The organism is Haemophilus sp. Marseille-P9675, from assembly GCF_916862695.1.
Lineage (GTDB): Bacteria > Pseudomonadota > Gammaproteobacteria > Enterobacterales > Pasteurellaceae > Haemophilus > Haemophilus haemolyticus_K.
Window position 1 is genome coordinate 53,896 of sequence record NZ_CAKASP010000004.1, and the last position, 11,045, is coordinate 64,940.

Sequence of the window (11,045 nt, forward strand, 5' to 3'; positions counted from 1 at the left end):
TTTAACCGCTCTTTTGTTTGATGACTTCGCTTATTTTTTCGATTTTTTCCATTTCCAGAACAGAAATAGGGCAAGTAAAGCGATGAGCATATAAATCACCATTTGACCTTTTTGGATTTGAGCATGTAACCAGTCTAAATTTTTTGCACCAAGTTCGCCTAAATAAACCCAAATTGGCACAGAAATAATAGCAGCACAGAAATCAATTAAGACAAAACGTGTGTAACTTACACGGCGAGTAATGCCAGAGACCATATAAATTGGAGCACGCAAGCCGGGTAAAAAACGTGCGACAAATAACACACGGTTGCCATATTGGCTGAATTTTTCACGCACCATTCTTAAACGTTGTAATGTCACGATTTTACGCATTGGGCGGAAACGTAAAATTTTTGTACCATAAATACGACCAAGCCAATACATGGTCGAATCTCCCGCAAGTACACCAATCATACTGACGAGCAACATTAAATGTGAATTAACACTTTCAGGATAAAGCCCCGCAATCACACCACCAGAAACTAACGTAATATCTTCAGGAATCGGTACACCAAATCCACAAATAATTAAAACAAAAAGAACAGCCCAATAGCCGTACTCAGTAAAAAATCCAATCAGAAATTCCATAATCTTCCTACTTTATTTTTTAATGAATATCGTAAAAAACTGTTAAGCATTCTAATCTTTTCAGGGTAAAAAGCCTAGAAAAAGTTTGCTTTGAAAAGAGGGATATTCTATAATTCGCCGTCTCAAAGCATAGCTCAATGCTTGTCTTTGAGAGCAATATTTGGAAAATTGCTGGGTCGCCTGCAATTTTTTTCTTTTAACATTAATTTAAAGAGAACATTAAAATGGCATTTAAATTTAACGCTGAAGTTCGTACAGCGCAAGGTAAGGGTGCGAGCCGCCGCCTGCGTCACAATGGTCAAATCCCTGCAATCGTTTATGGTGGCAGCGAAGAGCCAGTTTCAATCATCTTAAACCATGATGAGTTAAACAACGCGCAAGCACACGAATCTTTCTATTCTGAAGTGATCACTTTAGTGATCGGTGGTAAAGAGGTTGCAGTTAAAGTACAAGCAATGCAACGTCACCCATTCAAACCAAAATTGGTTCATATTGACTTCAAAAGAGCATAATCCAGTATTTACGCTATCTAAAGTCAATTTTAATTCCGAAACCTTTTCTTATTTTTAGGTTTTAAACTTTAATAAAATCAATGGGTTTTAAAAACGTTTCGGAACGTGATTTGTGACAAAAAAAAAGGCTCTTCAAATGAAGGGCCTTTTTTATTTGGTTGGATTGAGTGGTTTTTCTTTTCTGATGTAATGTTGAGTGGTACGTGCAGAAGTATGGCCAAGTTGTTTTCTTGCTCGTTCATCATCAATCATTAATGAAAGGTCTGTTGCTGCTTTCGCGCGAAGATCTCTCAATTGCACTTGGTTGATCTCTTCGGCTAGCTCTTTATATTTTCTTGATGCCGCATTACGTGTATCCTTGAAATAATCTGTAAGTGATCTACGCTCGAGCTTTCGCCCCCATTTATTCGTAAATAGGAACTGATTTTCTTCAGTGATCCGCTTATCGATAATCTCTTTTAGTTTACCTATAACTTTAATCGAAACACGTTTACCTGTTTTTTGCTGTGTAATATGCAGTAAATCGTTGTAGATGTGTGAACTATGGATTTTTACCACGTCTATTGGGCGTTGTCCGGTTAAATACATCACATCCATAATGTCCTTCATATCACCTGTGGCGCAGTCGTAGATTTTATCCAAGATATAATCTTCAATGTACACATCACGGTAATTCACTTTGAATTTTTTAACCCCTGTTGATGGGCTGATCTTTTCAGTGTAACCCCATTCTCTCGCCATGCTCCAAATGTGGCCAAATAACCCAACTTCGATATTTGCGGTTGGTTTAACGTCTTTTCTCCAATCTAAATATTCACGGATGTGTATAGGCTGTATTTCATCAAGGGTAAATGGTGGATCTTGGAAGTATTGGCGTAATTTCTTTATTGCCTGAATGTTTGAGTTTCGAGTGTTCTTCGCTTTTTTAAGCGGCACAACTTCTTTTTCATATCGCTCAAGCACTTCAATAAAAAGGATATTATCTTTTTTAGTCAGATACTGCATATTCAGCTTTGCTGCTTCCAGAATAGCAATGTGCTTATCTTTACCTAAAGCAACTTCTTTTTTATCTGCCATCGTGTAGTAATAATAAACCACGATTGAGCCATCCGCTCTTTTTCGATTCCGACACACTAAACCTTGTGGCAATCCTTGATTAATTCGTTTTCTTGGACGTGCCATAATATCCCCCTTACTAACTTAATACTGCAGACCGCCGTCTTTCCTTTGTTTGTGTAATCGGCTGCACTTTCTCACCTTTCAAAATTTTGTCACCATCAGATCGTAACACAAGCGGGAATTTTCTATTTCCTTTTGGATGCAGGAAAGGAATTCCGAATTCATTTAAGCTTTTCATCTGATATTTAGGACAAACATATCCAGTTATTAACGCTAATAATTCTGGACTGCAGTATTCATCAAAAAATTCTCTTCCCATATTTACTCCAATAAAAAACCGCCCGTAGGCGGTTATTTGTTATTTATCATTTAATCTTTTGGTAAGTCAGGCAAGTGCATCCAATGAGTTACCTTCGCAAGCTTATCATCGTCTGTATATGTATACCAACAAATATTGGTTAAGAAACCAATCCTGATTTCCTGGTTGCCATTATCCATAACTACAACCAATACATCATTATTGTCTCTCGGCAACATATCCTCGCATCTAATCCATTTACTTTCATGTAAAGCAGATAATGGAGGGTGATTTGTTTTAATCTCTATATCTTTCATATTCACCGCCTTAAAATTTTTGAATATGATAGCACAATGCTTTAATAATCTCGTTAATTATAAATCTTCTGGCGGTCGTGGAAGTGGTTGCCAATGTGTAACTTCGCCATAAAGAGGGATGTAACCAAACCCAATTAATTCTTGATATAAAGCGCACCTAATTTCTTTGTCTCGGTTACAAATCAATACTCTTGTATTTGGTTTAGGCAATCTCTCCGAACACTTAATCCACTCATTTTGTGGATACTCAACAAGCACTGGATTTTCAACCATGTGAGTGAACTTATCTGCATAGAGCTCTTTTTCCTCTTCGGTGAGCGGTCTGGTCAGTAAATCAAACCCACCTAATACAACCCCAAAATACGTTTCTTTTATGCCGTCTTCGATTTCATCCTCGAAACCATTATCAGCACCAATATCAAAAATTTCATCAACACAGTCTTGCGCTTGTGATTTAGCTTCTTGTAGTGTGTCGTGTGTTGTAAATTCGCGCTCTAACGCGTCATAAGCAAAATATTTTTTCATTTTTTAATCCTTACTTAGTAAGATGCGGTCTAATGTTTCGTCCCAAATATACTCAAGGATATGTTCATCTAGCACTTTCATATCTTCCCCAATCTCATTCTTATCCCTGACAACCGCTCCGAACATTTAATCCATTCGCTCATATCACACCACCAATCGAATAATTTTCCACGCAACGCCAAGAAATAATCCTATTCCTGCTCCAGCCATCGCAATGATGAAAGCGCCAGTCAATAGATAGAATAGGCATTCTATAAATGCTTTCATACTCACTCCATCATATTCTTCATAAAATCAAGCCATTTTTGAGCATCTTCTTTTGTGCGAAAACATTGCCCATTGATTGCTCTTTGTCGTGAAATAATGTTGTTATTACAATAATTTGAGTTATAAATCACTTTGCCGTCTAAGATGTAAAAATAATCGCTAGATTCTTCTGGATAAAACGGTCTAGGTAAATCTTTAGCACTAATCTTTGGATCTTCCCACATTCCGATTACGTTATCTTGATCAAACGAATTCTTGCCATCTGAAAGCCAGCTAGCTGGGTAGCAGTCATTCTCTTCACAATCAGACATAACAAGTCCGTTTAAAGGTCGTCTGTTTGCGTGTTTTAATAATTCAGGGTATCTACTTAAATCGTAGAGTATATATGCCTTTCTTCCACAAGCGAGCTTTACAGGCTCGCCATTTAAAGCTGCATCTAAGTTAAATTCTTTCATTTCCTTTCTCCATTAAAACAATAGGCGCTCACTTGGAACGCCTATTGGGTTTGTTAAATACTAATTTCTATTTTTGATTACCAAGATTTACCACAGGTAACACAGGCACAAGCGGTTTTGCTGTTGTGGCCGTTGTTGATGTGCTACTGCGGTTTTCATTTATCCAGTCGGCTAACTCACTCCAAGCGGTTAAGTCATCTTTAAAATAATCACTTTTGAGCAAATAGCCATTATCATTTACATAAGATTTAACATTGTGCTCAATGCATTCTCTCGTGTAACTATTTAACACCAGCCAATATTCTTTGACATCTTTGACGCAGATTAAAACCGATTTCCCACTTTTGTTGAGTGTTTCACGGACATAGTAGAGCATTAATGTTTGGAATTTATGTAAGGGTATTTTGATGTTAATTTCATTTGGTTGTGTCATAGTTTCTAATCCTGCGGAACATTTTCGATCTTTACCCATTTAGGTTCGTTTCTATTAGTACCAACAGTGTTTAACCATCTACGCCATAATGTCCCGTCATTACACAGTGCAACAATTGTTTCTGATTGCTCTAAACCCCCGCAGTCATTGTCATAACCCATAGATTCAGACACAGCAATTTGAATAATTTTTCTCATTTTTAACCTCACTTTTAATTAATTTTAACCGCTAAAACGGAATATCATTAAACCCATCTTGTTCTGCTGCTGCGCTTAATGGGTCAGGTTTATTTGGTTTTGATTGTGATTTACTTTGCGACTTTGGCTCATCTTGGCGACCTCCTAGCATTTGCAAAACATCGCCTTGTATTTCTGTTGTATATCTATCTTGGCCGTTATTATCTTGCCATTTGCGTGTTTTTAAGCGACCTTCTATATACACTTGAGAGCCTTTCTGTAAATATTGTCCGCAGATTTCAGCTTGACGACGATAGAACACAATGCGGTGCCATTCGGTTTGAGTTTTTTTCTCGCCTGAGTTTTTATCTGTCCAACTTTCGCTGGTTGCTACGCTAATATTCGCTACTTGTTCGCCATTTGGCATAGTGCGGATTTCAGGGTCGTTGCCCAAGTTGCCGACAATAATTACTTTGTTTATTCCTGCCATATTTCACCTACATATTTAAATTAAATAAACATTCGTCATAAAACGAATTATATTCATCAATCAGTTCCGAGTGATTTTGCTCAAGCCACGGAAGCTGTTTCGCATATCGTTGTTCAAGCTCTTGCTTGTCTTTGCATTCCTGCAAGCCATCTTTCAGCTTTTCAATCACTGTTTTTTGGTCAGCTTGAGAGGGTTTTGCCGGAATAGAGCTCGTACTCGGCGGCGTTGATTTGTTGTAGTGTTTTTGAGATTCTTGCTTTTTTTGCTCTGCCTTTTCTGGTGGCATGCTATCAACCAAATCATCTTCAACAATTTCAAGCGCCGTCAAATATAGATAACGTCGTTGATAAGTTTGAATAGCACCAAGATTTTGGATTTCCGTACCTGATGGCAAGGCTTTCTGAACCATTGGCGAGGTAAACTCAATGCTCTCATCCTTTTCGCAGTCATAGACTGTCAATGTAGCCAGCTCGGAAGAATATCGAACAACAGCGCACATCTTTAATTCATCAAAGATTTCATTAACCCTCGGAAGAAAATCCTTTAGCTCAAAGTATTTAAAACTTCTATTATTGCCCGTCTTCTTCAGGTTTTCTTTTTGCAACTTCACACGCGCTTGCGACAACTTTGCATAAATACTCATTCCATCACCCCATAAAATTCATGCGCTTGTAAATTTGGCGAGTGCGCTCAACGTCTTTAGCACAATATTCCGCCACCTCGGCAATCTTGCCGTCTTGGACGCATTGCCACACTTTCGAGCCATCAATATCGCCTTTTTGCTCAACGCCAAGCACCTTACAAAGTTTATCGAGTGATACCGTATTGCCGTAGCCAGCCCATTCCGTCATCGTGTCGTAAGTATTTTGGCGTGTTGCCGTATAATAAGGTTTTACACCATTAATGACGGAGCGTTGAAAAATAAATCGATCGTCAAATTTCGTGATGTTATGCCCAATAAATTGAGGCACCTCCTTGGATTTACTGGCGTGCTCACGCAAATAATCATTAAAGCGAGTTAAAATATCTACCTCACGATTCGGAGCTTGCCAATCATCACAATAAAACACCACAGGGTCTTCATCATTGATCGCAACACCAATCGCCACAATTTCACCGAAAGCGCCATCAAGAGAGGTTTTATTCACCGCATCGCCCTTGTTTTCTTCCAGCCATTTTGCAATGGATTCTTCGTTTTTGTAGTTACCCGGAGCTTTTAAGTTCTCACACACATATGATTTCAATTCATCGTTTTGTGTTGGAATAGTTTCAATGTCGATATAAATTTTCATAAATCACCTCAAAATGGTATTGGATTTTCTTTTACTTGCTGGATTAATTCTTGCAATTCTTCCGGTGCAATTCGCTCTTGCCAAAGCCAGTTTTTAATTGCATTTAACAAATCCGCCTTGCTTTCTAGGCGTTCACGTGGTGTTTCTTCCATTTTTAACCTCTCCCATAACAATTGGATTGCCAATATTCACAATCAGCATCTTCAGGTTCACGCCAATCTTCTTCTGGTTCATCTTGCTCTATGCTTTCGCTTTCAAATTGTGCGTAGTAATCATAGGGGTTATCGCATTGCCAAGGAGATAGCGTTGTGCGTTTCATTGTTTTACTCCTAAAGTGCGGTTAATTTCTTCTTGTTTTTGCTCGACATAACGATACATATCAGCATTAACTTGTGGGGTAAGATTCGCTTGATAGATGCCGTTTTCTTCACGCCATTGCGCTTTGGCTTTTGCACGTGCCTCTTGTTGGATTTGTTGGCTTAGTGTGTTGTCGTGCCAGTCGGTGGGTTCATCGGCAAAACAGTAGGCGATACCGCCAATTAAAAAAGCGAGGGCAAAGGCGATGGCTGTTTTACAAAGAAATGGAATAGTTTCGACGAATGCGTCAGTAAATTTTTGCATTTTTGTTTCCTTTTTAGTCGATTTAGTGAATTTAGGGTGTGAGAATCCGCCGCACGATTTTTCAAAAGTGCGGTAGATTTTCGTGAGTTTTATTGCACGTAGTTTTCTAACGTGATGAGGGGCGCAAGGCGCATCACATCTGTGCCGCGTGTGATTCTAAAAAGCACATCGGCAGATAATTTGAAATCCATATCGGATGACGCGATACGATTTTTGATTGGTGTGAGTAAGGCGGATTGCGCCGCTTCCAGCATGGGGAAAAGCTGTTTGAGTAGCTCGCGATATTCATAGGCTTGATACCACGAGAGCACAAGCCATTCAAGTTCGCGTGCGGTGAATTCTCGTTCGTAAGTCATATAGCCAAAGGGATTTTTCGGCGGTAATAATCCGCGTTGTTTTTTGCCTTTGGTTTCCGATAATTCAAGCTGTTGCGGTTGTTGCAAGGCTTTTAATGTTCTTTCGCAACGGATGAAGTATTGGCGGATTTGTCTGCCTCGTTCGTTTCTTTCGACCATACCGAGTTCTTTGCCCATATCTAGGGTGATGTGATATTCCTTGCGTGGGCGTCCGTTGGTGCGTTCGGTGATGATGAAGTAGTCTTCATCTTGAATGAATCCATATTCGTTGATGCGGTCTTTGATCCAAGTAGAATAATCTTTGCCAATATCTAAGAAAGTGTGAAGTTCACGAGCATTGCAAAGTTGAACAGGTTGATTTTGGATTAAACCGTTAAAAACAGGAATTAAGTTTGAGTTTGTCATTGTGTGATTCTCTAATCAAAGTTTTAGAACTCATCACGAACCACTGCGAATAGTTGGTGATGAACTGAATAGGATTCGCAGTACCGTTGATTAGAGTAAACGGCGGATCTTTCGATCCTCCTAAACAGTTCATCATTGGACTTTTCACCAAATTTGGGGAAAAGGTAGATTTGCTGTTTTGCGGCTATAAAAAAAGTCGCTTTTGAGCGACTGTCTTTTTCACCGCTCTAATCATTCAGGACTGCGATCCCGACTTTCTGTTGAAAGTGAGAATATCTTAATCTGATGTGGGGGCGGTGTCAATAAAAAGCGCTGAGAATTTGAGGGAGTGAGTTATTCATCATCAATTAATTCTTTTGTTTTCTTTGGAATGTCATTCACCTCTCCTTTAATACCATCAACAGCTTTATCTAGGCGTTTTCCTACGCCATCGATAATCGTTTCAAGTGGTGTGCTTTTTAAATCTTTGTCAAAGACTTTGGTTGGATTTATCCCCAAATTATCCACGGCAATTTGCAGAAGTTGCTGATGTAATTTAGGGTCTTGTTCTTGTACTTGTTTCTTATAACCTTCAAATGCCATTGCTGAGGAATATTTGTAGTTATAATCCTCCCTTAATCTAAAGAGATAAGCCCGTTCTTTAGCTTTTAACCAGGCGATGACAAGTAACGGGATTGTCACAATAGACTTAGCAAGAAATTGTAAAATATTAAGGCTGTCTGTTGCACTCAGGCTTGTTGAATAATTGATAAATGAAATAGCAGATGTTGCAACAAGTGAGCCAAGCAAAATTTTATCTACAGCTTTCATTTTACTATCGATATTTTCAGATTGAGTTTTAAACGAACCTGCCATGCTTGCTCGGTTGGCGTCTTCAATAATCATTTGAATCTCCTCTTTTTGTTTATTGAATAATTTAATCATACCTTCAATATCTTCATGATATCTTTCTATTTTGGGTTTATTGGTTTCCGCCGTGGTTGCTAATGTCGTGATTTTAGTAAGATTATTTTGTGCGGTGATTGCATAGGTCGAAATATTGTTACTTAATGTGTCTGACTGTTCGTGCCACTGAGAAATTTCAGTTATTTGTTCTTGTGCATCGTTATAAGATTTTTTTAGTGTAATCAGCGAGTTTTTTAAATTTTCGAACTCCTTTTTATCCTCTACTAACTGTTCTTCAAGTGAGATATGTTCTTCTAAATTCAATTTTGCTTTGGATATATCAGCAGCAATAGCATTGAGTTCTTCTTCTGTTCTTAATTCACCTTTAACTTCAATTAAATATAATTCCTTGATTGTCATTCTTAGTTTGACTAGAGATAAAATAAATGAATTTACATCATATTCATCCCATTTATTATTCGTTCTTTTTTTATTAAGGATACGAATTATTTTTTTAATTAATTGAAGAGAAATATATTTTGCATAGGAAATTTCAAGGGTTTTTCCAGATTTTTCTATTTTCTCTATTAAGGGATAAAGTTTCTCTATTTCTTTGATGATTTCGGGTGATTTTATTTCTCCCATCCACTCATAGTCTTTGTTGATTTTTGTATTAATTAAGTTTTTTAACTCAGTCAGTCTTGCTTTAACGGTTTTCATAGTATTCCCTTTATATATTAAAAATTACTTTGATTGTAAGGTAATTTTTCGGGATAAAAAAGCCCTCGTTTTACGGAGGGCAAACCTAAGGAACCGCATAAGTTTTAAGCCCTCATGCTCGGCTAAGACAGTAACCAAAAGTTTGGGTAGTCATCCCTAGCGAATAAGCTCATCTTGAGCAGTGTCCACCGTGACTAAATCGGTGCAACCAGCTTAATCATCCATAATTAAGCCCGTATAGTGCCTTTCTTTATGCTTGTAAGGCTCAAGCTCCTTATTGTCACCACAACACATAAGGAATATAATTTCCCCAACCACAACACAAATAAGGAGAAATTATGAATAAAGCAAAAGCCGATACATTAGCATTGCTTTTGGCGAGAGATATTGCTAAAACATCTAGCTCATCAACAGCATTGCCATTTACCTACTTAAATCGAGATTCAGCTGAGAGCATTGCTGATTTTGTTGAGATGTTATCAAAACGCTTTGAAGCATTAGATGATAGCGTATCACTTCCTCATATTCTCAATGCTTATAAGAATCAATCAGATAAATAGCATCACAAATTGATTTGGCTAGTTTATCTGGGGGAAAATTAGTATTTTTTGCTGCACTTTCCAATACAGCCTGTTTGATTAGTTCTTTATCGTTATCAGATAGGCTGTTTTCTTTTTTTTCTTCCATTTTTAACCTCGTTTGTTTTATGTCTGCCATTTCAAAACACACTTCATCTATCATTCGCAACGGTTTCACGTGCCGTTGTGTCTCTGTACTTCAAATGTGCTTTAAAGTGGTGCCGCGGGAGAGATTCGAACTCAACTATCCTCCGGTTATGAGCCGGTCGCTTTTACCTATTAAGCTACCGCGGCAGTTTACCGTCTCTCCGATATGTCACGCCTTTAGCTAACGTTTGCTGTCTGTCGCTTTCCCATTTTTAACCAACTTGAAAACAGACCAAAAGGTGTGGTTCGGTTTACCTGTCTGTTTCCACTTTCGGCAACTGCACCGTTTTTCACTGGCTTCCACTTGGACAGATATTCAAAACACAGTGTTGCTAAGTAGGTTAGGGCTTTCAATCTAACGACCGCCTAGCACCGTTATGCACTGTGATTCTGTAAGATAAATTGTTAAAGAGCGTTGCCTTTCGGATTGGTTGTAAAACCTTTATTCAAGCCCTCACCACAAGGGCTTAGTAAAGATTCTTATTGTTTTGTTAGTTGTTCCGCTTTTACTGGGAACCAGTAACAATCTTTGTTTAAGTAAACAAATCTTCCGACTGAAATATCTTCTTTCTTTTCAAATCCAATGACTTCAAACGGCCCGAATTTGACCCCAAAGTCGTTTTTATAAATAACTCGGTCGCCAACTTTTAAACTGCACTCAATCGGTGCGACTGAGTTAAGCTGTTTTTTAAAGTTTTGAAGATTTGTCATTTAAGGCTCCTTGTTTTTGTGTATCTCGTTTTAATGGGGATATAATATCTAAATGCTATCTTATATGCAATATCTTTTTGATATGATTTCGCGTTATTTTGATATTTAAAT

General features: G+C 38.1%; 20 protein-coding genes and 1 tRNA gene. 2 read left to right on the forward strand and 19 right to left on the reverse strand.

The window, feature by feature from the left end; all coding sequences use genetic code 11:
* Nucleotides 1-30 precede the first annotated feature (30 nt).
* On the reverse strand, nucleotides 31-627 hold the full coding sequence (locus LIX50_RS07125; protein WP_048953044.1) for a DedA family protein: 597 nt from the start codon (nucleotides 625-627) through the stop codon (nucleotides 31-33).
* Nucleotides 628-851: 224 nt separating this feature from the next.
* Here LIX50_RS07125 and rplY point away from each other — a divergent pair, with 224 nt between their 5' ends.
* Entirely contained in the window at nucleotides 852-1,139 is a 288-nt protein-coding gene (gene rplY / locus LIX50_RS07130; protein ID WP_005633680.1) for a 50S ribosomal protein L25, read from the forward strand.
* Nucleotides 1,140-1,289: 150 nt separating this feature from the next.
* Here the strand turns inward: rplY and LIX50_RS07135 are convergent, their stop codons facing one another.
* The 15 genes from LIX50_RS07135 to LIX50_RS07200 all read right to left on the reverse strand — a co-directional run bounded on the left by LIX50_RS07135 (nucleotide 1,290) and on the right by LIX50_RS07200 (nucleotide 9,498).
* Nucleotides 1,290-2,321: a tyrosine-type recombinase/integrase gene (locus LIX50_RS07135; protein ID WP_048952982.1), complete on the reverse strand. Its 1,032-nt coding sequence runs from the start codon at nucleotides 2,319-2,321 to the stop codon at nucleotides 1,290-1,292.
* A 13-nt stretch (nucleotides 2,322-2,334) separates the two neighbouring features.
* Nucleotides 2,335-2,577 (reverse strand): hypothetical protein, encoded by a 243-nt coding sequence (locus LIX50_RS07140; protein ID WP_048952983.1) that lies wholly within the window; start codon nucleotides 2,575-2,577, stop codon nucleotides 2,335-2,337.
* Between the two features lie 50 nt (nucleotides 2,578-2,627).
* Nucleotides 2,628-2,873 carry a DUF551 domain-containing protein gene (locus tag LIX50_RS07145; RefSeq protein WP_048952984.1) on the reverse strand — a complete coding sequence of 82 codons (246 nt, stop codon included), beginning with the start codon at nucleotides 2,871-2,873 and terminating at the stop codon, nucleotides 2,628-2,630.
* A gap of 57 nt (nucleotides 2,874-2,930) precedes the next feature.
* Nucleotides 2,931-3,398 (reverse strand): DUF551 domain-containing protein, encoded by a 468-nt coding sequence (locus tag LIX50_RS07150; protein WP_048952985.1) that lies wholly within the window; start codon nucleotides 3,396-3,398, stop codon nucleotides 2,931-2,933.
* A 144-nt stretch (nucleotides 3,399-3,542) separates the two neighbouring features.
* On the reverse strand, nucleotides 3,543-3,665 hold the full coding sequence (locus LIX50_RS09510; RefSeq protein WP_264177125.1) for a hypothetical protein: 123 nt from the start codon (nucleotides 3,663-3,665) through the stop codon (nucleotides 3,543-3,545).
* Between the two features lie 2 nt (nucleotides 3,666-3,667).
* Nucleotides 3,668-4,120 carry a hypothetical protein gene (locus LIX50_RS07155; protein ID WP_048952986.1) on the reverse strand — a complete coding sequence of 151 codons (453 nt, stop codon included), beginning with the start codon at nucleotides 4,118-4,120 and terminating at the stop codon, nucleotides 3,668-3,670.
* 67 nt (nucleotides 4,121-4,187) lie between these two features.
* Nucleotides 4,188-4,553 (reverse strand): hypothetical protein, encoded by a 366-nt coding sequence (locus LIX50_RS07160; RefSeq protein ID WP_048953034.1) that lies wholly within the window; start codon nucleotides 4,551-4,553, stop codon nucleotides 4,188-4,190.
* Nucleotides 4,554-4,781: 228 nt separating this feature from the next.
* Nucleotides 4,782-5,219: a single-stranded DNA-binding protein gene (ssb, locus tag LIX50_RS07165; protein WP_048952987.1), complete on the reverse strand. Its 438-nt coding sequence runs from the start codon at nucleotides 5,217-5,219 to the stop codon at nucleotides 4,782-4,784.
* Between the two features lie 7 nt (nucleotides 5,220-5,226).
* A complete protein-coding gene (locus tag LIX50_RS07170) occupies nucleotides 5,227-5,862 on the reverse strand; it encodes an ERF family protein (protein WP_048952988.1) in 636 nt (211 codons plus the stop codon).
* Between the two features lie 4 nt (nucleotides 5,863-5,866).
* Nucleotides 5,867-6,511, reverse strand: a complete 645-nt coding sequence (locus LIX50_RS07175) for a ribonuclease H-like domain-containing protein (protein WP_048952989.1) — start codon at nucleotides 6,509-6,511, stop codon at nucleotides 5,867-5,869.
* A gap of 8 nt (nucleotides 6,512-6,519) precedes the next feature.
* Nucleotides 6,520-6,663: a hypothetical protein gene (locus LIX50_RS07180; protein ID WP_161798464.1), complete on the reverse strand. Its 144-nt coding sequence runs from the start codon at nucleotides 6,661-6,663 to the stop codon at nucleotides 6,520-6,522.
* Nucleotides 6,664-6,665: 2 nt separating this feature from the next.
* Entirely contained in the window at nucleotides 6,666-6,830 is a 165-nt protein-coding gene (locus LIX50_RS07185) for a hypothetical protein (protein ID WP_193388685.1), read from the reverse strand.
* Nucleotides 6,827-7,132: a hypothetical protein gene (locus LIX50_RS07190; RefSeq protein WP_048952990.1), complete on the reverse strand. Its 306-nt coding sequence runs from the start codon at nucleotides 7,130-7,132 to the stop codon at nucleotides 6,827-6,829. Before LIX50_RS07190 ends, LIX50_RS07185 begins: the two co-directional genes overlap by 4 nt.
* 89 nt (nucleotides 7,133-7,221) lie before the next feature.
* Nucleotides 7,222-7,893: an antA/AntB antirepressor family protein gene (locus LIX50_RS07195; protein WP_080351530.1), complete on the reverse strand. Its 672-nt coding sequence runs from the start codon at nucleotides 7,891-7,893 to the stop codon at nucleotides 7,222-7,224.
* A gap of 333 nt (nucleotides 7,894-8,226) precedes the next feature.
* Nucleotides 8,227-9,498: a hypothetical protein gene (locus LIX50_RS07200; RefSeq protein ID WP_048952991.1), complete on the reverse strand. Its 1,272-nt coding sequence runs from the start codon at nucleotides 9,496-9,498 to the stop codon at nucleotides 8,227-8,229.
* 338 nt (nucleotides 9,499-9,836) lie between these two features.
* Here LIX50_RS07200 and LIX50_RS07205 point away from each other — a divergent pair, with 338 nt between their 5' ends.
* A complete protein-coding gene (locus LIX50_RS07205) occupies nucleotides 9,837-10,058 on the forward strand; it encodes a hypothetical protein (protein WP_046949788.1) in 222 nt (73 codons plus the stop codon).
* Here LIX50_RS07205 and LIX50_RS07210 read toward each other — a convergent pair.
* The 3 genes from LIX50_RS07210 to LIX50_RS07220 form a co-directional block, all read right to left on the reverse strand.
* Nucleotides 10,027-10,239: a hypothetical protein gene (locus LIX50_RS07210; protein WP_226385923.1), complete on the reverse strand. Its 213-nt coding sequence runs from the start codon at nucleotides 10,237-10,239 to the stop codon at nucleotides 10,027-10,029. The genes LIX50_RS07205 and LIX50_RS07210 overlap by 32 nt on opposite strands.
* Before the next feature lie 53 nt (nucleotides 10,240-10,292).
* Nucleotides 10,293-10,370: transfer RNA gene (locus LIX50_RS07215), tRNA-Met, on the reverse strand.
* 333 nt (nucleotides 10,371-10,703) lie between these two features.
* Entirely contained in the window at nucleotides 10,704-10,934 is a 231-nt protein-coding gene (locus LIX50_RS07220; protein ID WP_226385924.1) for a hypothetical protein, read from the reverse strand.
* Between the last annotated feature and the right edge of the window lie 111 nt (nucleotides 10,935-11,045).

Excerpts from the sequence above, each read along its gene's own strand:
- LIX50_RS07205 (WP_046949788.1), top strand. The coding sequence starts at position 9,837 with ATGAATAAAGCAAAAGCCGATACATTAGCATTGCTTTTGGCGAGAGAT.
- LIX50_RS09510 (WP_264177125.1), bottom strand. The coding sequence starts at position 3,665 with ATGAAAGCATTTATAGAATGCCTATTCTATCTATTGACTGGCGCTTTC.
- LIX50_RS07160 (WP_048953034.1), bottom strand. The coding sequence starts at position 4,553 with ATGACACAACCAAATGAAATTAACATCAAAATACCCTTACATAAATTC.
- LIX50_RS07150 (WP_048952985.1), bottom strand. The coding sequence starts at position 3,398 with ATGAAAAAATATTTTGCTTATGACGCGTTAGAGCGCGAATTTACAACA.
- LIX50_RS07155 (WP_048952986.1), bottom strand. The coding sequence starts at position 4,120 with ATGAAAGAATTTAACTTAGATGCAGCTTTAAATGGCGAGCCTGTAAAG.
- LIX50_RS07210 (WP_226385923.1), bottom strand. The coding sequence starts at position 10,239 with ATGATAGATGAAGTGTGTTTTGAAATGGCAGACATAAAACAAACGAGG.
- ssb (WP_048952987.1), bottom strand. The coding sequence starts at position 5,219 with ATGGCAGGAATAAACAAAGTAATTATTGTCGGCAACTTGGGCAACGAC.
- LIX50_RS07135 (WP_048952982.1), bottom strand. The coding sequence starts at position 2,321 with ATGGCACGTCCAAGAAAACGAATTAATCAAGGATTGCCACAAGGTTTA.
- LIX50_RS07170 (WP_048952988.1), bottom strand. The coding sequence starts at position 5,862 with ATGAGTATTTATGCAAAGTTGTCGCAAGCGCGTGTGAAGTTGCAAAAA.
- LIX50_RS07185 (WP_193388685.1), bottom strand. The coding sequence starts at position 6,830 with ATGAAACGCACAACGCTATCTCCTTGGCAATGCGATAACCCCTATGAT.
- LIX50_RS07175 (WP_048952989.1), bottom strand. The coding sequence starts at position 6,511 with ATGAAAATTTATATCGACATTGAAACTATTCCAACACAAAACGATGAA.
- LIX50_RS07125 (WP_048953044.1), bottom strand. The coding sequence starts at position 627 with ATGGAATTTCTGATTGGATTTTTTACTGAGTACGGCTATTGGGCTGTT.
- LIX50_RS07200 (WP_048952991.1), bottom strand. The coding sequence starts at position 9,498 with ATGAAAACCGTTAAAGCAAGACTGACTGAGTTAAAAAACTTAATTAAT.
- LIX50_RS07195 (WP_080351530.1), bottom strand. The coding sequence starts at position 7,893 with ATGACAAACTCAAACTTAATTCCTGTTTTTAACGGTTTAATCCAAAAT.
- LIX50_RS07220 (WP_226385924.1), bottom strand. The coding sequence starts at position 10,934 with ATGACAAATCTTCAAAACTTTAAAAAACAGCTTAACTCAGTCGCACCG.
- LIX50_RS07145 (WP_048952984.1), bottom strand. The coding sequence starts at position 2,873 with ATGAAAGATATAGAGATTAAAACAAATCACCCTCCATTATCTGCTTTA.
- LIX50_RS07190 (WP_048952990.1), bottom strand. The coding sequence starts at position 7,132 with ATGCAAAAATTTACTGACGCATTCGTCGAAACTATTCCATTTCTTTGT.
- rplY (WP_005633680.1), top strand. The coding sequence starts at position 852 with ATGGCATTTAAATTTAACGCTGAAGTTCGTACAGCGCAAGGTAAGGGT.
- LIX50_RS07180 (WP_161798464.1), bottom strand. The coding sequence starts at position 6,663 with ATGGAAGAAACACCACGTGAACGCCTAGAAAGCAAGGCGGATTTGTTA.
- LIX50_RS07140 (WP_048952983.1), bottom strand. The coding sequence starts at position 2,577 with ATGGGAAGAGAATTTTTTGATGAATACTGCAGTCCAGAATTATTAGCG.